The 23,597-nt window shown below is 37.2% G+C and carries 22 protein-coding genes and 1 other RNA gene; 20 read left to right on the forward strand and 3 right to left on the reverse strand.

Translation table 11 applies throughout. From position 1 onward, the window contains the following. Positions 1-109 precede the first annotated feature (109 nt). Positions 110-763: a ribulose-phosphate 3-epimerase gene (rpe, locus tag BUE08_RS06690; protein ID WP_059033836.1), complete on the forward strand. Its 654-nt coding sequence runs from the start codon at positions 110-112 to the stop codon at positions 761-763. Positions 764-801: 38 nt separating this feature from the next. On the opposite strand, the gene rpmB is transcribed toward rpe, so the two are convergent. Beyond that, entirely contained in the window at positions 802-990 is a 189-nt protein-coding gene (gene rpmB, locus BUE08_RS06695; protein WP_059033838.1) for a 50S ribosomal protein L28, read from the reverse strand. Positions 991-1,215: 225 nt separating this feature from the next. Here rpmB and BUE08_RS06700 point away from each other — a divergent pair, with 225 nt between their 5' ends. The 7 genes from BUE08_RS06700 to BUE08_RS06730 all read left to right on the forward strand — a co-directional run bounded on the left by BUE08_RS06700 (position 1,216) and on the right by BUE08_RS06730 (position 7,927). After that, positions 1,216-1,569 (forward strand): Asp23/Gls24 family envelope stress response protein, encoded by a 354-nt coding sequence (locus BUE08_RS06700; protein WP_059033840.1) that lies wholly within the window; start codon positions 1,216-1,218, stop codon positions 1,567-1,569. 20 nt (positions 1,570-1,589) lie between these two features. Further along, positions 1,590-3,257 carry a DAK2 domain-containing protein gene (locus BUE08_RS06705; RefSeq protein WP_213995890.1) on the forward strand — a complete coding sequence of 556 codons (1,668 nt, stop codon included), beginning with the start codon at positions 1,590-1,592 and terminating at the stop codon, positions 3,255-3,257. Between the two features lie 12 nt (positions 3,258-3,269). Next, entirely contained in the window at positions 3,270-5,303 is a 2,034-nt protein-coding gene (gene recG, locus BUE08_RS06710) for an ATP-dependent DNA helicase RecG (RefSeq protein WP_213995889.1), read from the forward strand. Between the two features lie 67 nt (positions 5,304-5,370). Next, positions 5,371-5,910: a 16S rRNA (guanine(966)-N(2))-methyltransferase RsmD gene (gene rsmD / locus BUE08_RS06715; protein ID WP_213995887.1), complete on the forward strand. Its 540-nt coding sequence runs from the start codon at positions 5,371-5,373 to the stop codon at positions 5,908-5,910. A gap of 5 nt (positions 5,911-5,915) precedes the next feature. Then, positions 5,916-6,407, forward strand: coding sequence for a pantetheine-phosphate adenylyltransferase (coaD, locus tag BUE08_RS06720; protein ID WP_059033847.1), 492 nt, complete (start codon positions 5,916-5,918; stop codon positions 6,405-6,407). Between the two features lie 22 nt (positions 6,408-6,429). Further along, positions 6,430-6,876, forward strand: a complete 447-nt coding sequence (locus BUE08_RS06725; RefSeq protein ID WP_059033849.1) for a hypothetical protein — start codon at positions 6,430-6,432, stop codon at positions 6,874-6,876. Between the two features lie 46 nt (positions 6,877-6,922). Next, positions 6,923-7,927 (forward strand): YlbL family protein, encoded by a 1,005-nt coding sequence (locus BUE08_RS06730; RefSeq protein WP_083497744.1) that lies wholly within the window; start codon positions 6,923-6,925, stop codon positions 7,925-7,927. Here the strand turns inward: BUE08_RS06730 and BUE08_RS06735 are convergent. Next, positions 7,906-9,165, reverse strand: a complete 1,260-nt coding sequence (locus tag BUE08_RS06735; RefSeq protein ID WP_213995886.1) for a nucleotidyltransferase — start codon at positions 9,163-9,165, stop codon at positions 7,906-7,908. The genes BUE08_RS06730 and BUE08_RS06735 overlap by 22 nt on opposite strands. A gap of 245 nt (positions 9,166-9,410) precedes the next feature. On the opposite strand from BUE08_RS06735, the gene pta reads away from it, so the two are divergent. From pta to BUE08_RS06780, 9 genes are all read left to right on the forward strand, one after another. Further along, a complete protein-coding gene (gene pta, locus BUE08_RS06740; RefSeq protein WP_059033857.1) occupies positions 9,411-10,397 on the forward strand; it encodes a phosphate acetyltransferase in 987 nt (328 codons plus the stop codon). 31 nt (positions 10,398-10,428) lie between these two features. Then, positions 10,429-11,634, forward strand: a complete 1,206-nt coding sequence (locus tag BUE08_RS06745; protein ID WP_274964095.1) for an acetate/propionate family kinase — start codon at positions 10,429-10,431, stop codon at positions 11,632-11,634. A gap of 73 nt (positions 11,635-11,707) precedes the next feature. After that, positions 11,708-12,217, forward strand: a complete 510-nt coding sequence (locus BUE08_RS06750) for a YceD family protein (RefSeq protein ID WP_273038669.1) — start codon at positions 11,708-11,710, stop codon at positions 12,215-12,217. Positions 12,218-12,235: 18 nt separating this feature from the next. Continuing rightward, positions 12,236-12,427 (forward strand): 50S ribosomal protein L32, encoded by a 192-nt coding sequence (gene rpmF / locus BUE08_RS06755; RefSeq protein ID WP_059033860.1) that lies wholly within the window; start codon positions 12,236-12,238, stop codon positions 12,425-12,427. Between the two features lie 209 nt (positions 12,428-12,636). Continuing rightward, positions 12,637-15,162 (forward strand): single-stranded-DNA-specific exonuclease RecJ, encoded by a 2,526-nt coding sequence (gene recJ / locus BUE08_RS06760; RefSeq protein WP_274964094.1) that lies wholly within the window; start codon positions 12,637-12,639, stop codon positions 15,160-15,162. A 31-nt stretch (positions 15,163-15,193) separates the two neighbouring features. Then, a complete protein-coding gene (locus BUE08_RS06765; protein WP_059033863.1) occupies positions 15,194-15,712 on the forward strand; it encodes an adenine phosphoribosyltransferase in 519 nt (172 codons plus the stop codon). A gap of 15 nt (positions 15,713-15,727) precedes the next feature. Then, entirely contained in the window at positions 15,728-17,890 is a 2,163-nt protein-coding gene (locus BUE08_RS06770; RefSeq protein ID WP_059033865.1) for a RelA/SpoT family protein, read from the forward strand. Between the two features lie 11 nt (positions 17,891-17,901). Continuing rightward, entirely contained in the window at positions 17,902-18,348 is a 447-nt protein-coding gene (dtd, locus tag BUE08_RS06775; RefSeq protein WP_059033867.1) for a D-aminoacyl-tRNA deacylase, read from the forward strand. A gap of 72 nt (positions 18,349-18,420) precedes the next feature. After that, a complete protein-coding gene (locus tag BUE08_RS06780; protein ID WP_286680675.1) occupies positions 18,421-18,999 on the forward strand; it encodes an MBL fold metallo-hydrolase in 579 nt (192 codons plus the stop codon). A gap of 71 nt (positions 19,000-19,070) precedes the next feature. Here the strand turns inward: BUE08_RS06780 and BUE08_RS06785 are convergent, their stop codons facing one another. Beyond that, positions 19,071-20,240: a S1C family serine protease gene (locus BUE08_RS06785; RefSeq protein ID WP_238142712.1), complete on the reverse strand. Its 1,170-nt coding sequence runs from the start codon at positions 20,238-20,240 to the stop codon at positions 19,071-19,073. Positions 20,241-20,701: 461 nt separating this feature from the next. Between BUE08_RS06785 and aspS the strand changes: the two genes are divergently transcribed. From aspS to BUE08_RS06800, 3 genes are all read left to right on the forward strand, one after another. Next, positions 20,702-22,474 (forward strand): aspartate--tRNA ligase, encoded by a 1,773-nt coding sequence (gene aspS, locus BUE08_RS06790; RefSeq protein WP_286680627.1) that lies wholly within the window; start codon positions 20,702-20,704, stop codon positions 22,472-22,474. Positions 22,475-22,680: 206 nt separating this feature from the next. Then, positions 22,681-22,866: non-coding RNA, 6S RNA (ssrS, locus tag BUE08_RS06795), on the forward strand. Positions 22,867-22,892: 26 nt separating this feature from the next. After that, positions 22,893-23,579, forward strand: a complete 687-nt coding sequence (locus BUE08_RS06800) for a tRNA threonylcarbamoyladenosine dehydratase (RefSeq protein WP_213995882.1) — start codon at positions 22,893-22,895, stop codon at positions 23,577-23,579. The last annotated feature ends 18 nt before the right edge of the window (positions 23,580-23,597 follow it).

Here is a 23,597-nt window from a genome sequence, read left to right on the forward strand (position 1 = left end):
AGGGTTAATCGAAAGTGGGTGCGATGAACAAGGAAGGAAACATAAACTTTGTAGAGTTTTGAAATACCTTATAAAGTTTTATAAGTTTTCTGTAACGGCTTGATGGTTTATGACAAAAATTGCACCTTCAATTTTATCTGCAGATTTTAGTTGCTTATTAGAAGATATAAAAAAAGTAGAAGACGGTGGAGCTGATCTGTTACATATAGATGTAATGGATGGACATTTTGTGCCAAATATAACAATTGGCCCCCCAGTTATATCATGTCTTAAAGGAAAAACTAATCTGCCCTTTGATGTTCATCTAATGATCGAAAACCCCGAAAGATATATTGATGAATTTGCTAAGGCAGGAGCAGACATTATTACGGTTCACGAAGAGGCAACGGTTCACTTGCATAGGGTATTAGGTTATATAAAGGATAAGGGAATGAAAGCAGGAGTTGCTCTAAATCCGTCGACTCCTATTTCGAGCCTGGAATATGTAATAAATGATATTTATATGGTGCTGATAATGAGCGTTAACCCTGGGTTTGGTGGACAAAAATTTATTCCTGCAATGATGGAAAAAATAATGGATTTAAAAAAGATGATTAGACAAAAGAACGCAGATGTCTTAATAGAAGTTGATGGTGGGATCAATGAGGATAACGCATCGGATATAGCAAAAGCCGGAGCGGATATATTAGTAGCAGGTTCTGCTATTTACCAATCTCATTGCCCTGCAGAAACGATAAGAAAGTTAAAAAACAATAATATTTGACAAAATAAAGAAGCGTGCTTTACCGGCACGCTGATTCTTTATTTGGCTCTTTTTACTTTTCCGGAGCGTAAGCAGCTGCTGCATACATTTATCCTTTTTATGCGGCCATTTAAATCAGCTTTTACTCGGAAAATATTCGGAGCCCATGTGCGTTTTGACTTTCTATGAGAATGGCTAAGCTGTATACCTCTCCTTGGGGCTTTGCCACAAATCTCACATTTTGCCATTACTACACCTCCCTATTATCTTTTGACAATCCACGCTCCATATATTTTTTTAAAAATTAGCATGGTCATGGTATGATTAAATACGCCAAAAGTATTGTATCATATAAAAAACAGCACTGCAATAAAAATGTCTTTCAATGGTTTTGCTTTTAATGGATTATGAAAAACCTATAAAATATATTATAATAAATCTAAAGTATTTATAATGCTTGGAGGGAGGCAATCTTGAAAAATATAATAAAGACTTCATTGGGAGAAATAGAAATATCCAAAGATGTTATAGCTGTGCTTGCCGGCAATGCGGCTGTTGAATGTTATGGTTTAGTAGGCATGGTTTCCAGAAAAATGAGCGATGGCCTGACTGAACTTTTAGGAAGAGAAAATCTGCACAAAGGCGTAGAAGTAAGGCTTGAAGGAGATTTGCTAATTATCGATTTACATGTGGTAGTACAATATGGCATAAAAATCCATGAAGTTGCAAATAACGTTATTGAAAAAGTAAGTTTCACATTGGAAAACTTCTTGGGATTTGAGCCTGACAAAATTAATGTAATAGTTCACGGCGTCAGAACAAAGTAAGGTACGGGGAGGTTGTAGCATTGGCTATTAAAAAAATCGATGGCAATTTGCTAAGAAAAGCTATAATAAATGCAGCTTTTGTTTTAAGGCAAAATAAGAAAAATGTAGATGCACTAAATGTATTTCCTGTGCCTGACGGAGATACGGGAACGAATATGTCCCTGACAATGGACCAGGCAGTAAGAGAATTGGAAAAAGTGTCATCAAATGATCTAAAAAAGATCGCTGACGCCTTGGCATGGGGTTCATTGATGGGAGGAAGGGGCAATTCCGGAGTTATTCTTTCTCAGCTCTTTAGGGGCTTTGCCCAGGGCATTCCTTCCAATAAGAAAAGCATTACCCCTTATGAACTTGCCACGGCATATAAAAATGGAGTTGATGCGGCATATCGGGCAGTAATGAGACCGGTGGAGGGAACGATCCTTACGGTAGCTCGAGAAACTGCTGACAAAATGATTATGGAAGCAAGACGGTATGAAGATTTGGAAACCGTGCTTGAAAACACTATAAAATATGGCGAGAAAGTCCTTGAAAAAACACCAGACATGTTAAAAGTCCTTAAGGAAGCAAATGTAGTAGATGCCGGAGGAAAAGGTCTTATATTCTTAATGAAAGGCTTTCTTGAGGCAATAAAAAATCCAAATTTAGATGTTGCGTCCCTTAAGGAAAAGAATTATGAGTCTTCATATAAAACTGCTTACGAAAGTGAAAAAATTCCTCAAGAAATAAAATATATTTATTGTACAGAGCTACTTATAATCGGAAAAGAAATAGATATAAATTCACTAAAACAAGAATTGGATGGCATAGGAGATTCTATGATAGTAACCGGCATGGGTGACCTCGTGAAGATACATATCCATACTAATAATCCAGATAGGGTCTTAAATGCTGCATTAAAAAGAGGAGAACTATCAAAAATTAAAATTGATAATATGAAAATACAGCATAATGAGATTATCAATAATGAAGTAGTAGAAGAAAATAAAGCTGATATCAAGATTTCTGAGAATAAGGAAACGACATCAAAGAAAAAAGTAGGCGTAATCGCGGTATCTCAAGGCAAAGGTTTAAATGAGATCTTCAAAAGCATGGGCGCCGATATAATCGAAGGCGGCCAATCTATGAATCCTAGTACAGAAGATATACTTTCCGCTATAGAAAATAGTAGTTATGAAGACGCAATTATTTTACCAAACAATAAGAACATAATATTGACTGCCCAGCAAGCAAAGAGCATTTCAACTAAAAACGTGTATGTTGTTCCTACCAAATCAATTCCGCAGGGTATTGCGGCGCTGTTGGCTTTTAATCCTGATTTTTCAGTACAAGAAAACATTTCGAATATGGAAAGAAATATTCAAAACGTAATTTCCGGTGAAGTTACTTATGCAGTCAGAGATACATCATGGGACGGAATCAAGATAAAAAAAGGGGATATTATCGGGATAAAGGAAGATGATATAGTCGTTATTGGAGATAACAAGGAGAAGGTTTTGCTGGATCTTGTAGATAAAATGGCCGAAGGTGCAATCGGCGGGATAATTACAATCTATTATGGCGATGATGTAAGCGAAGATTCGGTAAAAGAGGCAGTAGAAGCTTTAACAGAAAAGTATAAGGATTTTGATGTGGAATACTATTTTGGAGGCCAAAGCCTATATTATTACATTGTTTCTCTGGAATAAGGGTGTGATTGATTGGATTTAAACTCTAATGTTCAGAATATTAAAGGTGTTGGTCCTGCGCGGGCAAAACAACTTTCTAAGCTAGACATATATACCATTAAAGATGTGCTGTTTTATTTTCCCAGGGATTACCTGGATATGTCACCACTAACGTTTAAACAGGGAGCAGAAGATAAAACAGGAGCCTTTCCCTGTGTTGTAACAGGAAGAGCTGCAACTACAAAAACAAACTCCGGCCTTTACATTACAAAAGTGCCGGTTAGTGATGGCCAAAATAAAGGCTATGCTGTGTTTTTTAATCAGCCGTTTATTGAAAGAAGCTTTTACCCTCATCAAAAGCTAATACTTATAGGAAAAATAAGAAAAAATTTCGGAACCTATGAAATTTCTGCTCCTGAATGGATAAAGTTTGAAGAAATAAAACGGGGCGAAAAACTTGAAAAAATTCGCCCTATCTATCCTTTGACCAAAGGTGTATCCCAAAATTTTTTAAGAAGCATCGTAAAAAATGCATTGGAAGTTGTATCGAGTATAGAGGATACATTGCCTGAAGATATTATCAAAGAATATAATTTACTTTCCCTTAAAGAAGCTATAAAAAACATACATTTTCCACAAAGCTTTAATATGCTTGAGAAGGCAAGACAAAGATTTGTTTTTGAGGAATTGCTGTTGTTTCAACTATCTGCCGGTTTATCCAGATACTGCGTAAAAGCTGAAAAGCGCAAAAATATGTATAAGAACCTTGAATTAACACCTTTCTTATCATCCCTTCCTTTTTCACTTACATCCGGCCAAAAAAAGGTTTTAGAAGAGATAGTGGAAGATTTGCGAAGCAAAAATGTTATGAGCAGACTGGTGCAAGGAGATGTAGGCTCAGGAAAAACTATCATAGCATGTGCGGCTTTGTATCTTGCGGCAAAAAATGGTCTTCAAGGCGCAATGATGGCTCCTACTGAGATTTTAGCCGATCAGCATTATAATACATTGAAAAAGTTTCTCAAGCCTCATGGAGTAAATGTTGAAATATTAAAAGGAGGGCTTGCCGGCAAGGAGAGAAAAAAGATTTTATCGCAACTTAAAAACGGTAGTATAGATGTTTTAGTGGGTACACATGCTATTTTAGAAGAAGATGTGATGTTTAAAAAATTAGGAATGATCATTACAGATGAACAGCATAGATTTGGAGTAAAACAAAGGGAGAATTTGGTGAAAAAAGGTTATTCTCCGGATGTAATAGTTATGAGCGCAACTCCTATACCGCGTACTGCTGCTATGGCGCTTTATGGAGATCTGGACATTTCTATTATAGACACTCTCCCAAAAGGCAGGCAAAAGGTCGATACTTATGTAGTCCGAGATTCTATGAGAAAAAAGGTATATGATTTTGCGGCTTTAGAAATAAAAAAAGGCCATTTGGTTTATGTTGTATGTCCTGCAGTGGAAGAAAATGAACTGGATGTGGCAAATGTAGAGGAACATGCAGCTTGGTTAAAAGAAAATTATCCAAGCCTAAAGATAGGAATTCTCCATGGTAAAATGAAACAAGACGAAAAAGATGAGATATTAGGCCGCTTTTTAAGAAAGGAAATTCAAGCCCTTGTAGCAACTACAGTTGTAGAGGTAGGGATAGACGTTCCTGATGCTACACTTATTATTGTAGAAAATGCAGAAAGATTTGGTTTAGCCCAGCTTCATCAATTGCGCGGTCGAGTTGGTAGAAGCTTATTGAAATCTTATTGCATTTTAATGACTGCCTCTAGCCAACCTGAGGCTCTAACGAGGTTGAAGTTTTTAATGAAATGTCAAGATGGCTTTGAAATTTCGCAAAAAGATTTGGAAATGAGAGGACCCGGAGAATTTTTAGGCATAAGACAACATGGATTTTTTGAGTTCAAGTTTGCAAGCTTTGTTGAAAACACAGATATCCTTGAAACTACTCAAAAATTAGCTAGCGAAATATTGCAGAAAAATTATCTTCAGCTCCCAGAATATAAAAATCTCAAGGAATTACTCGAAAATAAGGCAAAGGATGCAATTAACTAATATTTTGTTTTAAATCATTAAATAATGTGTTAGAATAATGCTTAAAGAGGTCTGAGGTGCTTAAAGAGTGAGAGTTATTGGCGGCATGCATAAAGGAAGAAAGATTAAATCGCTAAAAGGGAAAAATACAAGACCTACAGCGGATATTGTAAGAGAAGCGTTATTTGATATATTGGGCGGCAAGATTGCGGGAAGTCGTTTTTTAGACTTGTTTGCAGGAACCGGAGCAGTAGGAATTGAGGCACTAAGTCGTGGATCAGAAAGTGCGATTTTTGTTGAAAAATCCCTTGAGGCTTGCTCGATAATTAAACAAAATCTTGAGAATCTAGCTCTTACCGAAAAATCCAGGATAATTAGGGATGATGCAGAGTCTGCCCTAAAAAATCTGCTAAAGCAAGGCGAAGAATTTGACATAATATTCATGGATCCCCCTTATTCGAAAAACAAAATAGAACCAATATTAACGATCTTACGAGATTTTGAGCCGCTAAAATCCATCATAGTGATTCAACACGCAGAAGACGAACTATTTAATACTGATGGTTTTTTATGCTATAAACGCAAAAAATATGGCAAGTCAATGCTGACATTTTTGATTAGGGAGTGACAGAATTGAAAATAGGTATATACCCAGGAAGTTTTGACCCAATTACATATGGCCATGTTGACATAATAGAAAGAAGCGCAAAATTATTTGACAGATTAATCGTAGCAGTGCTGTCAAACCCAAGAAAAACGCCGCTTTTTACTGTCGAAGAAAGAATTGAGATGATTCAGGAATCAGTAAAGAACATGCCGAACGTTGAAATTGACACTTTTTCCGGTTTGCTAATAGATTTTGCAAGACTAAAAAAAGCAGATGTAATAGTAAAGGGGCTTAGGGCTGTTTCTGATTTTGAATATGAGCTTCAAATGGCTCTTATGAATAAGAAATTAGATGAACACATAGAGACGATTTTTATTATGACAAGCAGCAAATATTCATATTTAAGTTCAAGTGTTGTAAAAGAAGTTGCAAGTTTTGGCGGATGTGTAGCAACTGTTGTGCCGCCATTAGTTGAAAAACGCTTAAAGGATAAATTTAAAATTGACAATAAAAAGTAAAAACCTTGAAGGGGGTTTTTCCATGAAATGTTTTCAAGCTATAGAGCAGCTTCAGAATTTAATAATGGATAGTCCAAAAGTTCCATTCTCTAATAAGGTAATAATAAATAAAGAACAGGCATTAAACTTGATCGATGAAATTGTGCGCAATATACCCGAAGATCTAAAAGATGCTAAAAGAGTGCTTGAAGAAGAGCAGCGAATTTTGTCTGAAGCGAAACAGCAAGGAGACTTAATAGTAAAAGAAGCTGAAACAACAATTGAAAAAATGGTAGATGAAAATGAAATAACCAGACTTGCCAGAGAAAAATCCGAACAAATCTTAGCTTATACTAAGCAGACTGCTCGCGATTTGCGTACCGGTGCCAATGAATATGCTGATGAAGTATTAGAAAATGCACAAAAATATCTTGAAGAATTGCTTGAAACATTAAAAAGAGGAAGAGACGAATTAAATAAAGCAAAATAATTTGTTAGTAATATTTAATAATACAATCAGAAAAGAAGGTAGGACAATGTCTGGCAAGCATAAAAAAAAGCTACTGCAATTTTTGGCGTTAATTGTAATACTATTAGGTATAAATTACTATTTAGCTCAGAATTATACAATAATGGCGCCGGGAATAACTGTTGATTTGAAAGAAATCGTAACTGTTGAAAATGGAATAAAGCACAAAGAAGGCTCTATTTTTTTAACAGCAGTATCAAGCAGAACTCTCAATATACCACTTTTTATATATGCTGCAATAGACCCTTACACTGATATTGAAAGAAAAGAAGATGTAATACCTGCTGGCTGGGATATTAATCAGTATATGGAATATATGAAAAGATGGATGGAAGAAAGCCAAAAAATAGCAGAAGTGGTAGCACTTAGGAAAGCAGGTTATAACCCTCAGATTTTAGGCGACGGAGCCCAAGTAGTAGAAATAATGCCAGAAAGTCCAGCAAATGGAAAATTAATGCCCCAAGACGTAATAATAAAGGTGGATGGCGAAAAGGTAAATTTAGCCGATGAGGTTGTAAAAAAGGTTTCAAGCCATAAAGTCGGCGATATAGTTAAATTCGAAATTGTAAGAGAAGGCAAGACTATAACCGTTTCTATACCCACAATTGAGAGCAAGACAGAAAAAGGGAAAGCCATAGTGGGTATATATATAACTACGCTAAATTGGAAACCAAATTTGCCACTGAAGATAGAAATTGATACGGGTGATATTGGCGGGCCTTCTGCCGGTAGTATGCTGACACTTGAAATTCTAAACCAACTTTCGAAAGAAGATCTGACGAAGGGCAAAAAAATTGCTGGGACAGGCACTATAAGTCTTGACGAGCAGATTGGTGAAATAGGCGGCGCAAAACAAAAAGTGCGAGCAGCCGCCCGGGATGGAGCACAGATATTCTTTGTTCCTGTAAATAATGCAGAAGATGCAAAAAAGGCGGCAAAAGGCTTGGATATAGAAATTGTCCCAGTAAGCACCCTTGATGATATGCTAAATTACCTAAAAGAATTAAAGTAGATAACTTTTCTAGAAAAGTCGGAGGCTGCTTTTCTAAATGAAGCATTCTCGTGGGCCAGAACATAAATATCCGTTGCAAGTATGTCTTTTTCGAACATTGCTCTTGCCAAAGGGTTTAGTTTCTTATACTCAGATGCACAGGTAATTATAGGCAGTGCAGCCTTTGCTTTTATATCTTTTAGCAAGTGAGCACCTTTTGAAGTAAATCCGAGTATCCTTAGATATTCCGGGGATCGCTTTGAAACCATGCTTTGATGAATATCCAACATTGAGTGAATAAGTATTCTTTGAATGCGAGTTAATGGATAACGTTTCGACCTTATTTGTAAAATAAGCTGCTTAAGATTTCCGCAAACTTTGGCAGCTTTTTTTATTCTATTTTCAAGGCCTTCTTCAACATCGAAATAATTTTTGAGTTCTTTTGCAGTCATTCTCCGCAAGTTATAAAAAATAATATCTTCAAAGTCGCTTAAAAAAACAGGAGAACGACCTGATTTTATTTCTCGCTCTATAATTTCAACCGTAGAAGCAGGAAGGCTTTCTGCAATTTCACTTGTCAAAAAAGCGGTTTCCTTTGATAGGGCTTCTCTTATAGCTGATGCACTGGAATATTTTCCTGTAAGGCTTTTATTGTTATAATCCGAACCTTTTCTTGCAACAGGAAAGATTGAAAAATCCGCTCTAAGCTTATTAATAGCTTTTATATACTCTATTGCCAAAATATAATTTGGTTTTTTAAGTAGCATGGACGCTGAATCTATGTCTAGATTCAAATCTTCTGCTAAAGCATATTTTATCAATGCCTTTTCTCTAGCTGCCGGAAACGATAAACCGCTTTTGAGATATTCATTTATAAATTGTTTAAAAAGTTTAGGTTCTGCGGATAGAGTTTCTCCTAACTGTACTAATTTTTTAGTATCACAATCTTCAACACCAAAACTTAATGTATTTACAATTTTGCAGCTTTGCAGCAATCTTACGGCACTTTCTGCAAAAATTTCGGCTGTTGCAGTCGAAAAACAAACAGGCAGCTCAATTACGAGATCTATTCCTTGAGCAAGAGCCATTTCGGCCCGTGCCCATTTGTCAAAGACAGCTGGCTGTCCGCGCTGCACGAAGTTTCCGCTCATGACAGTTATTATAGCATCTGGCCTCAGGGATTTTTTAATCATGTCTAATTGATATAAGTGACCATTGTGAAAAGGGTTATATTCTGACACGATTCCAACAACATTCAATTGGCTACGCTCCTCATAATTACTTTTGTTTATTATATAACAAAAATAAAAAACTTTTAAGAAGGAAATTTCAGTTTTGCTATAGAACAATTACTAAAGTTGAACACATTTTTATTGCCAGGTATTAGAACTTTGCTTAAACTTTCCGCAGATATTGTGTTATAATTAACAAGGTTTTATGAGACCGCAAAGCTAAAAATATATTAAAAATATTTAAGTGATAGATAAAGGGAGGAGTATTTAGTATGGATTTTATTAAAAAGATAAGGGAGCGGGCAAAAGCTTCACAAAAGACAATAGTGCTACCTGAAGGAAGCGATGAAAGGGTCATTAGTGCAGCAGAAATTATTGCAAGAGAAAAAATTGCAAAGGTTGTGGTACTAGCAGAAAAGGAAAATTTAGAAGCTTCAAGTAAGCTGGAATCCTTGGGAGTTCAAATTCTCAATCCTAAAACATCGCCTAAATCCGAAGAGTATGCAAATCTATTGTATGAATTGCGTAAAAACAAAGGCATGACTTTGGATAAGGCGAGAGAACTGGTAGAAGATCCTATATGGTATGGAGTTTTAATGGTTAAAAATGGTGATGTTGACGGAATGGTAGGGGGAGCTATAACAGCCACATCAGATATTTTCAGGCCGGCATTTCAAATAGTTAAAACTGCACCCGGCATCAGTGTGGTATCTAGCGCCTTTATGATGATAGTGCCAAATTGTGAGTTAGGCTCAGCAGGCCATATTCTTTTTGCAGATTGTGCAATAAATCCAAATCCTGATTCAGAACAGTTGGCAAGCATTGCTATTTCCACTGCCAATACATGGAAATCTCTAATGGAAGATGAGCCGCGTATAGCAATGCTGTCATTTTCTACAAAAGGAAGCGCACAAAATGAATTGGTAGATAAAGTTGTAGAGGCTACAAAGATACTTAAGCAACAAGCTCCTGACCTTCTTGCAGATGGAGAGCTTCAAGCGGATGCCGCTTTAGTTCCGCAAGTTGCCAAGTTAAAAGCACCCGACAGCCAAGTGGCAGGTAGGGCAAATGTTCTAATATTCCCTGATCTTAATGCGGGTAATATAGGATATAAACTAGTGCAAAGACTTGCCAAAGCTACTGCTATAGGACCGATAAGCCAAGGATTGGCTGCCCCTATAAACGATTTATCAAGAGGCTGCAATGCTGATGATATAGTAAATGTGGTTGCAATAACATGCCTGCAGGCGACTCAGTAATTTGAAAGCACAAAAGGAGGAGACAATTAAATTGAAAATTCTTGTTATTAACTGCGGAAGTTCATCGCTAAAATATCAGCTGTTTAATATGGAGGACAATTCTGTTCTTGCAAAAGGTTTAGTCGAAAGAATAGGCCTTGAAAGCGGAATGCTCAAACATACTCCGCAAGGAAAAGAAACTGTGAAAATAGAGGAGAATATTCCAGACCATAAAGTTGCAGTAAAGTTAATGCTGGATGCATTGATAAATAAAGATTATGGTGTTATCAATGATCTTTGCGAAATATCAGCAGTTGGTCATCGCGTTGTGCATGGTGCAGAGAAATTTTCGGGTTCAGTAATAATTAATTCGGATGTTATGGAAGTTTTAAATGAGTGCATTGAAATAGCTCCGCTACACAACCCCCCAAATATCATCGGTATTGAAGCGGTGCGTGAAATGTTACCTGACATTCCCATGGTAGGCGTGTTTGACACGGCTTTTCATCAAACAATGCCCAAGTATGCCTATATGTATGGCCTTCCTTATAAGATGTATGAAAAATACGCTATAAGAAGATATGGTTTTCATGGAACATCTCACTGCTTTGTAGCGGGGGAAGCCGCGAAAATACTAGGTAAACCTCTTGTGAATTTAAAGATTATAACGCTGCACCTTGGCAATGGTTCAAGTATAACAGCCATAAAAAATGGTAAATCAATTGACAACAGCATGGGCTTTACTCCCTTAGAGGGCGTTATAATGGGAACTCGTTGCGGCAGTATAGATCCCGCAATTGTACCGTTTATAATGGAAAAGGAAGGGCTCTCTCCGGATGAAGTAAACGACTACTTGAATAAAGAATGCGGCGTTTATGGAATTTCAGGGGTAAGTAGCGACTTTAGAGATTTGGAGGAAGCTGCAGATAACGGCAATGAGCGAGCAAAACTTGCTCTTGACATGTTTGCTTATCAATGCAAGAAATATATAGGCTCCTACGCTGCTGCTATGAACGGCCTAGATGCTATCGTATTTACCGGAGGAATTGGAGAAAATTCGAATACTGTAAGGAAAATGATATGCAGTGAAATGGATTATCTTGGCATAAGTATTGATGAAAATAAAAATAATACAACTGTGCGGGGTAAACAAGGAGATATCTCATCAGACGATGCAAAAGTAAAAACCCTTGTTGTTCCAACAAATGAAGAACTTATGATAGCATTAGATACAATGTCTTTAGTCAAAAACGCTTGACACAGACTTGCTGTAAATATATAATAAGACCGACTGCATTTCTTTATTGCTATCACAACAGGATGCTTTTGAGGTGAATTTTGTGAAATTAAGTTTGGTAGGAATGAAACATGTGGTTGGAAGTACGGCTGAATTTGCATTCACCCAGGAAAAGATGAATATTGATCTTTCACATGAGAATATTACTAAAGTAGGCCCTGTGCAAGTAACCGGAAAAATCGAGAATCTTGGCGATAGAATATTTCAAGCAGAGGGCCATATTGAGGTTTCTGCAGTCGGTTTGTGCTCACGATGCCTCGCTCCGACACCGGTCAAGTTTGGAATGGAGTTTTTGTTTAAATTTAGTGATATCTTAGCTGAAACGGATGATATTTTTGCGTTCAAAGGTGAGGAAATAGAACTTTATCCCCAGATAGTAAGTGAAATTATTTTAAATTGTCCTAGCCAAATTTTGTGTAAACCTGATTGCAAAGGGCTTTGCTCTAAATGCGGTGCAAATTTAAATTTAGGCGCATGCAGTTGCGAAACAGAGGATATAGATCCAAGACTTGCAGTTTTAAAAAAGCTGATAGACAGCAGATAGCGAGGAGGTGTTATAGCAATGGCCAATCCAAAACATAAAACCCCTAAAGCCAAAACAGGTTCTAGAAGAAGCCAATGGAAATTATCTTTACCGGCAATTTCAGAATGTCCTCGCTGCCGGCAGCCGAAAATGCCTCATAGGGTATGTCCTAATTGCGGATACTACAAAGATTTAGAAGTAATAAAAAAGGAAGCTAAGAAAGCAAAATAGTTTTATTCAAGAATACCTCCATAAAATTTATGGAGGTATTCTTGAAAGTAAGAAATTGTTAAAGATTCAAAGGGAAAATATCCACGGTCAACCGGCGGGTATTTTTCATTTTCATTGATATAAAAATCAGATTAGTTTATAATTATAGTTGTGCATACAGCTATTTATAGAACAAGAGAACATCTCGGTTAAAAAAATCGGAGGATACAATGATTAATGGCAATTATAAATGGGAAATAGGTACGAAAGAAGAAGTTGATATAGCAGAGAACAATCTTCATCCTGTAATTCTACAATTACTGAAAAAACGAGGCATAATTACACAGGAGCAGATTCAGCGATATATATACCCGAAACTTTCGTATTTATACGATCCGATGCTTTTAAAAGATATTGATAAAGCCGTAGAGCGGATTAAGAAAGCGATTTTAAATAAAGAGAAAATCGTGGTGTATGGAGACTATGATGCAGATGGCATAACAAGCTGTGCGATAGTTATAAAATTGTTGGAAAAATTAGGTGCCTTGCCTGAGTATTATATACCGTCAAGATTAGATGAAGGGTATGGGCTTAACACAGATGCCATACAAACAATAGCCGACACAGGAGCAAAACTTATTATAACAGTAGACAACGGCATAAGTGCGGCGGAAGAAGTAGAATTTGCAAAAAAATTAGGTCTTGATATTGTCATTACCGACCATCATGAACCTTCGCAAAATATACCTAATGCTGTTGCAATAGTAAATCCAAAACAAAGAGACTGCAACTACCCATTTAAAGAATTGGCAGGCGTAGGAGTTGCACTTAAACTTGCATGTGCATTTAAGATAAATGATGCAGCCCTTGAAAAGGAATTCCTAGAACTTGCAGCTGTTGGAACAATAGCTGATGTAGTGCCTCTTTTAGATGAAAACCGGATAATAGTTAAGAACGGTCTTGCCTATTTGGAAAATCCAACTAACAATGGCCTTAAAGCAATGCTGACACAAATGGGATTGAACAATGCCACTTTAGACACTGGAAAAATCGGCTATCTGATAGCTCCCAGATTGAATGCGGCAGGGAGAATAGGAAACCCGGAAACTGCATTAGAACTTTTATTGTGTAAAGATGAAGCTAAAGCATATGAACTTTCATCATCTCTTGAAAAAATCAATCAAGAAAGACAGGCAATTGAAGTCAAGATTTTCGATGAAGCTAAAGTAATTATAGAAAAAGAGAATCTTGCAGACAAGTCCAGTATTATAGTAATCTCAAACTCTAACTGGCACCCTGGCGTCGTAGGTACTGTCGCTTCAAAGTTAGTTGAATTATACAAGAGACCGTGCATAGTTATATCTGAAAACAATGGTGAGGGGCGCGGTTCCGGAAGAAGCATTCCGGGGTTTAATCTTTTTGAAGCACTAAGCGAATTCTCCGATCTTTTTATGAAATTCGGAGGACATGAACAGGCCGTTGGCCTTACTATAAAAACAGAGAACATTCGTAAACTAACAGATGAATTGAACTGTCGCTTTAATATAAAGGATATTGAGCTTACAACAGAGCCTATACTCAATATTGATTTGGAGCTTAATCAAGATGACATAAGTCTTGAACTTGCTAAGCAACTTGAACTAATGGAGCCCTTCGGTTACGGAAACACAAAACCGGTATTTGCATGCAAGAATTTACAAATTCAGACATCAAGAACGGTAGGCAGCGACTTTAAGCATCTGAAGCTGCGCCTTAAGAGCCGGGAAAACAATATTGAAGCAATTGGCTTTAATTTTGGAGGGTATAAAGAAGATTTAGACATGGCTTCCATAATGGATATAGCATTCTTTTTAGAAGTAAACCGATGGAATGGCAATGTTGAGCCTCAGCTTAATATAAAAGATCTAAAGGTTCCGTTTTTCAGAGATGAACTGCTCATTAAAATAGAAAACAAATATTATGCAAACTTTAATTCTTATTTAACATATCTAAATAAAAATGATAGGCAAGTCCCTAATGACATATATAAAAATAAATTTATTTTACCCGGCGAGAATCCAAAAGCTAAAATTGACTATATAAAATCAGTGCTTGATCCAAAACAAAAAACAGTAATAATTATAAATACACCCTATAAAGCCTGGGAATTTGCAAAACAACTTCAAGAATGCGATGATATAAGTTACAATGAGTTTGAAATAGTGTACAATATTGACTCGGAAATGCCGAAAATCTTTAGCGACAATATCGTTGCTATAAATCCTGCTTTTGACTGTGGCAAAGCATGCTGTGATAACATTGTTTTTTATGATGCTCCTTTTAATGAAAATATATTCAAAAAGCAGCTTGCGCAAATCTTGCCTGATGCAAAAATACACCTACTGTTTAATAAAGAGGATTTGCGTTATAATTATCTTGTATGTAGGCGAATTTTCCCGACGATTGATGAGCTAAAAATAATTTATCAAGTGCTATCAAGGCTTTTTTTAAACGGTTCTAATAATTTATTGGATCTTAATTTACTGGAAGACATTCTTAAAAAGCAATTAAAGATAGATTTTAATAAAGCTTACCTGTTAAATGTATTAAAAGTTTTTCAAGAGATGGACATTATTCGCTACAAGATCGACGGCAACTATATGCACATCTTAGATTACAAGAAAAACGGCAGAAAAATTCAATTAGAGTTTTCCGATACATATATGAATCTTTATTTACTTAAAAAAAGTATTATAGATTTTTATAGTAAATTATAAGCCTTTTATCTGAAAATATGGAGGAAATTGAATGGATTTAAAAGGAAAAATTAGAGTAATTGAAGATTTTCCCCAGAAGGGGATTAGTTTCAAAGATATTACAACCCTTATCAAAGATGGAGAAGCATTTAAATTCGTAATAAAGTCTCTAGCGGATTTGGTAAAAGATAAAAATGCTGATATTGTAGTGGGACCGGAAGCCCGCGGATTCATTATAGGTGCTCCTCTGGCGTATGAACTTGGGGCCGGTTTTGTACCCACAAGAAAAAACGGTAAACTTCCGGCAAAAACCCTAAATGCTGAATATAAGTTGGAATATGGAACAGATATTATCCAAATGCACGAAGATGCAATAAAACCCGGCCAAAGGGTAATAGTTGCTGATGATTTGCTGGCTACCGGTGGCACAGCTTTATCTAATATAGATCTTGTAGAAAGAGTAGGCGGAAAAGTTGTGGCGGTGGCAGTTGTGATAGAATTGACAGAATTAGGCGGCAGGAATGTATTGCAAAATTATGATGTATTCTCTCTCGTAAAATATTTAAGTTAGCCGGAGGGAAAGTATTTGAATTTTGATTCGCTAGAAAAACAGATTTTGTCTTATAGTCCGTCAGCTGACATTAATATAGTCCGAAAAGCTTATGAATTCGCAAAAGAAGCACATGGTGAGCAACGCAGAGTTTCAGGTGAACTGTTTATTTCTCATCCATTAGGCGTTGCTAAGATTTTAGCGGATTTAGAGCTGGACGTTCCCACTATTGCTGCCGGCCTGCTTCATGATGTAGTGGAAGATACCAGTTATACGATAGAAGATATTGAAAAGAATTTCGGCTCCGAAATTGCTACATTAGTAGACGGTGTAACAAAACTTGGAAAACTTGAGTATAAAACAAAAGAGGAACAGCAGGCAGAAAATCTAAGAAAAATGTTTTTTGCCATGGCTAAAGATATCCGTATAATCCTTATTAAACTGGCAGATAGATTGCATAACATGAGAACATTAAAATCAATGCCGGAAGATAAGCAAAAAGAAAAGGCAATGGAGACCCTTGAGATTTTTGCACCTCTTGCGCACCGTCTTGGAATATCTGCAATAAAATGGGAATTGGAAGACTTGGCTTTTAGATATCTGGAACCTGAAAAATACTATGAACTTGTAGAAAAAGTTGCAAAAAAGCGACAAGAACGTGAAAAACATATTAACGAAATGATAGCTATTTTAAAAGAAAAACTTTCGGCTGCCGGGATAGAAGCTGATATACAAGGGCGTCCAAAGCATTTTTACAGCATATACAAGAAAATGAAAGACCAAAACAAAACCTTTGAACAGATTTATGATCTAACTGCTGTCAGGGTGATAGTTGATACTGTCAAAGACTGCTATGGCGCATTAGGCGTTGTTCACAGCCTTTGGAAACCTATACCCGGAAGATTTAAGGATTATATAGCAATGCCAAAACCTAATATGTATCAATCGCTTCATACCACAGTTATAGATTCTTCCGGAGACCCTCTTGAAATACAAATCAGAACATATGAAATGCACAAGACTGCTGAATATGGAATTGCGGCTCACTGGAGATATAAAGAAGGTGGAAAGGATAGCAGTGATTTTGAACAAAAACTGTCATGGCTCAGAGAAATACTAGACTGGCAGCGGGAACTTCGCGATGCAAAAGACTTTATGGAAAACTTAAAAATCGATCTTTTCACTGATGAAGTTTATGTATTTACTCCCAAAGGAGATGTTATAGACTTGCCCATGGGCTCTTGCCCTATAGACTTTGCCTACAGGATTCATACTGATATTGGCAATAAGTGTGTGGGAGCCAAAGTAAATGAAAAGATGGTTCCCCTCGATTATAAGCTAGCTAACGGTGATATAGTTGAGATTATTACATCAAGCCATAGTCCGGGACCTAGCCGGGACTGGTTAAATATAGTAAAATCACCTCAGGCAAAAAACAAAATACGGCAGTGGTTTAAGAAAGAACGGCGGGAAGAAAACATTGCCAGAGGGAAGGATATGCTTGAAAAAGAAGGCCGCCGACAAGGTTACGATATTTACCAGCTGATGAAACTTGACTTTATGAACAATTTATTAAAGAAAATGAGTTTTGCTAACATTGATGATATGTATGCAGCTATCGGTTATGGAGCTGTTACGACAAAACAAATACTTCAAAAAATCCTTGAGGAATATAAGAAAAGCACAAAGCTTAAGCAAGAGACGATTATCGAAAAAGTTGACACAAAAGCTAAAAAGAAAAAGAATGTGGACCATGGAATAAAGATAGATGGCGTTGATAATCTCTTGGTGAAATTTTCACGTTGCTGCAATCCCGTTCCGGGGGATAAAATTGTAGGATATATCACGCGAGGCAGAGGCGTTTCTATTCATAGGCAAGACTGTAAGAATGTAGCAAGGGGAGATTTCGATAAAGACAGGCTGATAGATGTTAAATGGGAAGGATTTGAAGAAACTTCATATCCAGTAGAGATTCAGGCATCTGCCCATGATAGGCCGGGCATACTTTCTGAAGTGATAAATTTAGTCAGCGATATGAAAACAAATATTGACGCAATTAATGCACGCACAACTAAAGACGGAGTCGCTGTTATAGATATGATACTAGAAATCAATAATAAACAGCATCTTGAGAATGTTATGCAAAAAATCAAAAAAATAAATGGGATATATAGTATTCGAAGAGTGATGAACCAGTAAAGGGGGATATTATGCGGGCGGTAGTTCAGAGAGTAAAAGAAGCAGCAGTTTCTGTGAATGATGAGCAGATTGCCAAAATAGGCAAAGGAATGACGGTTTTCGTCGGAATAGCTGCCGGCGATACTATAAAAGATGTTGATTATATTGCAGAAAAAATTGTAGGGCTCAGGATATTTGAAGATGACGAAGGGAAGATGAATAAATCAATACAAGATATTGATGGAGAAATTCTTATGATATCCCAGTTCACACTGTTGGGGGATGTTCGAAAAGGACGCAGGCCTAGTTTTACTCAAGCAGCTCCGCCTGATGAGGCGCAAAAACTTTATGAGGCTCTTGTGGACGCCTGCAATCAGAAGGTTAAAACAAAAAAAGGCCAGTTTCAAGCCCAAATGCTCGTTTATATATTAAACGACGGCCCTGTTACGATATTAGTTGACAGTAATAAAAATTTCTAAATGAGAGATTTGAGGAGATATGTCATGTTTGTAAAACGCTTATCAGTCGGCCCATTATAAGCTAACTGCTACATTGTTTCTGATAAAAAAACCGGTGAAGCTGTTGTAATAGATCCGGGCGGAGATGCTGATAAAATTTTGGACGTCATAAAATCTAAGGACCTCAAAGTAAAGTATATAATTTTGACACATGGCCATATTGATCATATCGGCGCATTAAACGAAATAAAAAAGGCAACAAATGCTAAAATAGCTATTCATGAAAAAGATGCTAATATGCTGTTATCTCCGGCAGACAATCTTTCAATCTATGTAGGTGGCGGCTTTGCTCAAACTCCGGCAGATATATTTTTAAAAGGCGGCGAAAGATTTAAAGTTGGCAATCTTACCTTTGAGATAATTCATACACCCGGACATACTCCTGGAGGAATCTCTATTAGAGTCGATGGGATGTTGTTTACAGGAGACACTTTATTTGCCGGTTCGGTAGGCCGTACAGATTTCCCGGGGGGATCTTACGATGAGCTTATTAAGTCAATTAAAGAAAAACTTCTCCCCTTGGGTGACGATATTTCAATTCTTCCAGGCCATGGAGAAGCTTCCGACATTGGCTTTGAAAAGCGCACAAATCCATTTCTTGCAGAGATATAAGTATAAAATATACATCAATAGTAATAAAGCCCCAGCCTAAAGATTGTAAACTAGGCCGGGGCTTTAATGATTTATTCAGGCTTTTTGCCTACAGTTACTGTAACATATTTAGTTTGGCCGTTTCTGAGTATTACAAGAACGAGCTTGTCGTTTATTTTGGATTTACTAACTATTGTGCTTACATCGTTGGAATTTTTTATATCCTGATCGTTAATTTTTAATATTACATCTCCTCTTTGCAGACCGGCTTTTTCAGCAGGGCTGCCGGCGACAACATCAGCTATTATGGCGCCCTTGACTTCATCAAGCTTAAAATACTCAGCAAGATCTTTTGTCATATCCTGAAGAGCCACGCCGATATAGGGTCTTGTAATTGAACCACTTGTAATTAGTTCATCTAGCACTTCCTTGACGCTGTTTATAGGAATTGCAAAACCTATCCCTTGAGCCTGAGCATTTACAGCAGTATTTATGCCAATGACCTTTCCGTTTAGTGAAATTAAAGGTCCGCCGCTGTTGCCGGGATTAATAGCTGCATCTGTTTGGATAAGATTGTTATAAACTCTGGTAGTTCCGGTGCTTTGGTCTGCAATTGTGATAGGTCTTCCCTTTGCACTAATAACACCTACTGTTACGGTGTGATCAAGCCTGTAAGGATTTCCTATAGCAATTACCCATTCACCTACTCTTGCGCTATCGGAGTCACCCAAGGATATTGTGGGCAGTTTTTTTGAAGAATTAATTTTTAACACTGCCAGATCCATAGATGCGTCCTTGCCAACAACAGTTGCAGTAAAAGGCTCATCAAATCCTTTTACTGTGACAGAAATCGATTTTGCTCCGCTTATGACATGTTCATTTGTTAAAATATGTCCTTGCGTATCGATTATAAAGCCACTGCCCAAACCTTTGCTGATTTGAGGGGTTGTGCGAAAATTAAAATCGTCCCCAAAAAAGTATTTAAAAAACGGATCGTTAAAAAAGGGGTTTACACTTGTTTGAGTCTCTATCGTAGTTTCTATATAGACTACTGCGTCACTTACTTCATCGACTATATCGGGAATGTTAGTCGGCAAAGCAGCTGATGATGCAAGGGTAAGCGCACCCTCGGTCCCGTCTGCAGTTGCTGTTTTAGATGGATAGATGGAATTATAAGCAAAAATGCCTCCTGCTACTACTGCCATTCCAATTGTAAGGCCAATCAAGACGGCAACGAAATATTTATTTTTGATCAACTTCAATTTAATCAACCTCCATTTACTATGTTCTATCTTAATTATAACCTATTTAATTTATAAATTTCGTGTGAAATTTGTTAGGGATTTGTGAAAGTTTGAGATTTGACTCATTGACACCTCAGTCCAATTTAATTATAATTGTCTAAAAGGCATACGCCAAAAGCGAAGATGAGGAAGGAGCATGCAAAGTCTTCAGGGAGAAAAAGCCGAGACTGAAAGCTTTTTCGGCATGCGCATGTAATACCTAACACCTCGGAGCTTAAATCCTGAAGTTTCTATTTTGATTAGGGATTTACGCTGAGCAAGCGTTAGACTTGTAAGTGGGATTTTTTCCAAACAGGGTGGCACCGCGGGAGAGTTCTCGTCCCTGATAATATAATTTGTTATCAAGGATGGGGACTTTTTTATTTGTTAATCAGTCTGCTTATATTCGAATAAACTTACAGAAAAAGGAGTTGTTTCTTGTGGAAAAAAAGATTAAAAGGAACTTTTATTGCGGCGATTTGAGAGAGGAACATGAAGGCAATGATGTATGCCTTTCGGGATGGGTTCAGACTCGTAGAGATTTAGGAGGGCTTATTTTTGTTGATTTAAGGGACCGAAGCGGTATTATACAAGTAGTGTTTAATCCCGAATATGAAGAAGCTTTTAAAAAAGCTGATGAAATACGAAGTGAGTATGTTATCTCTGTGAGAGGAAAGGTATCTAAACGGCCTGAAGAAAATGTAAATCCAAAAATTCCCACAGGCTATATAGAAATAATCGGCCAGGAAATAGAAATTCTCAGTAAAGCAAAAACCCCGCCATTCTTAATTGAAGATGATGCAAAAGTTGATGAGATTGTAAGACTTAAATATCGTTATCTTGATTTAAGAAGACCGAAGATGAAGGAAAATATAATCTTTAGGAGTAAATTAAATAAGGCTATAAGGGATTTTTTAGATGAGAACGGTTTTATTGAGGTAGAGACGCCGATTCTTACTAAGAGCACTCCGGAAGGTGCACGTGACTATTTGGTTCCCAGCAGATTAAATCCCGGTAAATTCTATGCCCTTCCTCAATCTCCCCAATTGTTCAAACAAATATTGATGATAGGTGGAATGGAGCGTTACTATCAAATCGCTCGTTGCTTTAGGGATGAAGATTTAAGAGCTGACAGGCAGCCGGAATTCACTCAGCTTGATATGGAAATGTCTTTTGTGGATGTTGATGATGTAATTTCATTAAATGAAAAACTTATCAAATATGTTGTCGAAAGGGTTACTGATATAAAAGTTAATATTCCTTTCCCTAGAATTACTTACAATGAAGCAATGGAGAAATACGGTTCAGATAAACCCGATACACGTTTTGGCATGGAAATGGTCGATGTATCTGATACTGTTATAAATAGTGATTTTAAGGTGTTTAAAGATGCAGTTGAAAATGGCGGAAAAGTTAAGGGAATAAACATTGTAAATGGCAGCAATCTCTTTAGCCGCAGACAAATTGATGAATTGGTAGAAAAAGCAAAAGAATTCGGTGCAAAAGGGCTAGCATGGATAAACATCGCGGAAGAAGGAATAAAATCTCCAATTGCCAAGTTTTTCAGCAGCGAACAAATAGAAAATCTTATTAGCAAATTCAATGCTAAAACAGGAGACTTAATAGTATTTGTAGCTGATAAAGACCCCGAACTTGTTATGACATCACTTGGAAGCCTTAGACTGTATCTGGCCAAAACTTTAAACCTTATAGAAAAGGACAAGTTTAACTTTTTGTGGGTAACTGAATTTCCTTTATTGGAATACAGCGAAGAAGAAAGGAGATATGTGGCAAAACATCACCCATTTACATCTCCCATGGACGAGGATATTTATCTGCTTGAAAGCGAGCCCTGGAAAGCGCGGGCCAAGGCTTATGATATCGTCTTAAACGGAACGGAGTTAGGAGGAGGCAGCATAAGAATACACGATACTGATCTTCAGGAAAAAATGTTTGAAGTTCTGGGTTTCTCAAAGGAAAGGGCTTGGAACAACTTTGGATTTTTGCTCAAAGCCTTTGAATACGGAACACCTCCCCACGGAGGCATAGCCTATGGATTAGACAGAATGGCGATGCTACTTTTAGGGCTTGATAGCATCAGAGACTGCATAGCATTTCCTAAGACACAGAATGCTTCATGCCCCTTAACAGACGCTCCGAGCGAAGTTGACCAGAAGCAGTTAAAGGAATTACACATACAGCTGAAAATTTAAACACGAAAGAACACGAAGGGACAGTCCGAGACCACTAAAAAAGTCCCCCTAAAAGAAATCGAACACAAGGGGACAGTCCATCTGTGCTGTTCTGTTGCGCTATGCAGAAGAACATGAAGAAGAACACGAAAGAACCGTCACTCTGTGTTCCCAGCAATGAATTCTTGATAAATATCGGGTTTTATGGTAATATTAACTTAACAAAACAATCCCTGCTGTGTGCGTGTAAGCTGACATAGTAAAGAGCCAACACTCTGAGAAAGGGAGTCCGGACTCTGAATGTTGAGTATATGCCCTTGAGAGAGGGAAATACAAGAGACGTTCAGGAGGACACCCACCTGGTAAGCCGGGTCTCTATTTACGGTCAGTAAACACGGCATGGTGGGGTTTATTTAATTATATGGAGTTGTATTTTATTATGGATGAGAATATTTTTTCTAGAACCCAAATTCTTATAGGGGAAGCCGGCATTGAAAGACTTAAAAATTCAAAGATTGCGGTAATAGGACTTGGCGGCGTTGGCTCCTTTGCGGTAGAAGCTTTTGCCCGTGCCGGGGTGGGAGAACTTGTAATTGTTGACCATGATGTGGTCATGCCTTCAAACTTGAATCGTCAAATTCATGCTACGCATTCCACTGTCGGAATTTCAAAGGTAGATGCGATGAAAGCTAGAATTTCTGATATAAATCCATCTGCAAAAGTTATAGGTATAAAGGAATTCTATTCATCTGAAAATGCTTCCGCAATTTTAGACAGTAATTTTGACTATGTTGTAGATGCTATAGATACACTAAAATCAAAAATTGATCTTATTACATATTGTATACATTTAAGCATTCCCATTATTTCAGCCATGGGCGCCGGAAATAAGTTAGATCCTTTAAAATTTCAAGTAGCCGACATATCAAATACTCACACTTGTCCTATGGCTCGAAAAATAAGAAAAGAACTTCGGAAAATTGGTATAGAAAAAGGATTAAAAGTTGTATTTTCCACGGAAATTCCAATAACACGACATTATCCGCCTGGGAGCATATCTTTTGTGCCTTCTGCAATGGGACTTATAGTTGCAGGTGAGGTAATACGAGATTTGATAAAAAATTGACCGAGCTAGTGCAATGTT

Source organism: Tepidanaerobacter sp. EBM-49 (genome assembly GCF_001896645.1).
Lineage (GTDB): Bacteria > Bacillota > Thermosediminibacteria > Thermosediminibacterales > Tepidanaerobacteraceae > Tepidanaerobacter > Tepidanaerobacter syntrophicus.

What these genes read in the sequence shown, in the direction of transcription:
- dtd (WP_059033867.1), top strand. Translation starts at nt 17,902, where the DNA reads ATGCGGGCGGTAGTTCAGAGAGTAAAAGAAGCAGCAGTTTCTGTGAAT.
- BUE08_RS06800 (WP_213995882.1), top strand. Translation starts at nt 22,893, where the DNA reads ATGGATGAGAATATTTTTTCTAGAACCCAAATTCTTATAGGGGAAGCC.
- pta (WP_059033857.1), top strand. Translation starts at nt 9,411, where the DNA reads ATGGATTTTATTAAAAAGATAAGGGAGCGGGCAAAAGCTTCACAAAAG.
- rpe (WP_059033836.1), top strand. Translation starts at nt 110, where the DNA reads ATGACAAAAATTGCACCTTCAATTTTATCTGCAGATTTTAGTTGCTTA.
- BUE08_RS06765 (WP_059033863.1), top strand. Translation starts at nt 15,194, where the DNA reads ATGGATTTAAAAGGAAAAATTAGAGTAATTGAAGATTTTCCCCAGAAG.
- recJ (WP_274964094.1), top strand. Translation starts at nt 12,637, where the DNA reads ATGATTAATGGCAATTATAAATGGGAAATAGGTACGAAAGAAGAAGTT.
- BUE08_RS06725 (WP_059033849.1), top strand. Translation starts at nt 6,430, where the DNA reads ATGAAATGTTTTCAAGCTATAGAGCAGCTTCAGAATTTAATAATGGAT.
- BUE08_RS06730 (WP_083497744.1), top strand. Translation starts at nt 6,923, where the DNA reads ATGTCTGGCAAGCATAAAAAAAAGCTACTGCAATTTTTGGCGTTAATT.
- rpmB (WP_059033838.1), bottom strand. Translation starts at nt 990, where the DNA reads ATGGCAAAATGTGAGATTTGTGGCAAAGCCCCAAGGAGAGGTATACAG.
- rpmF (WP_059033860.1), top strand. Translation starts at nt 12,236, where the DNA reads ATGGCCAATCCAAAACATAAAACCCCTAAAGCCAAAACAGGTTCTAGA.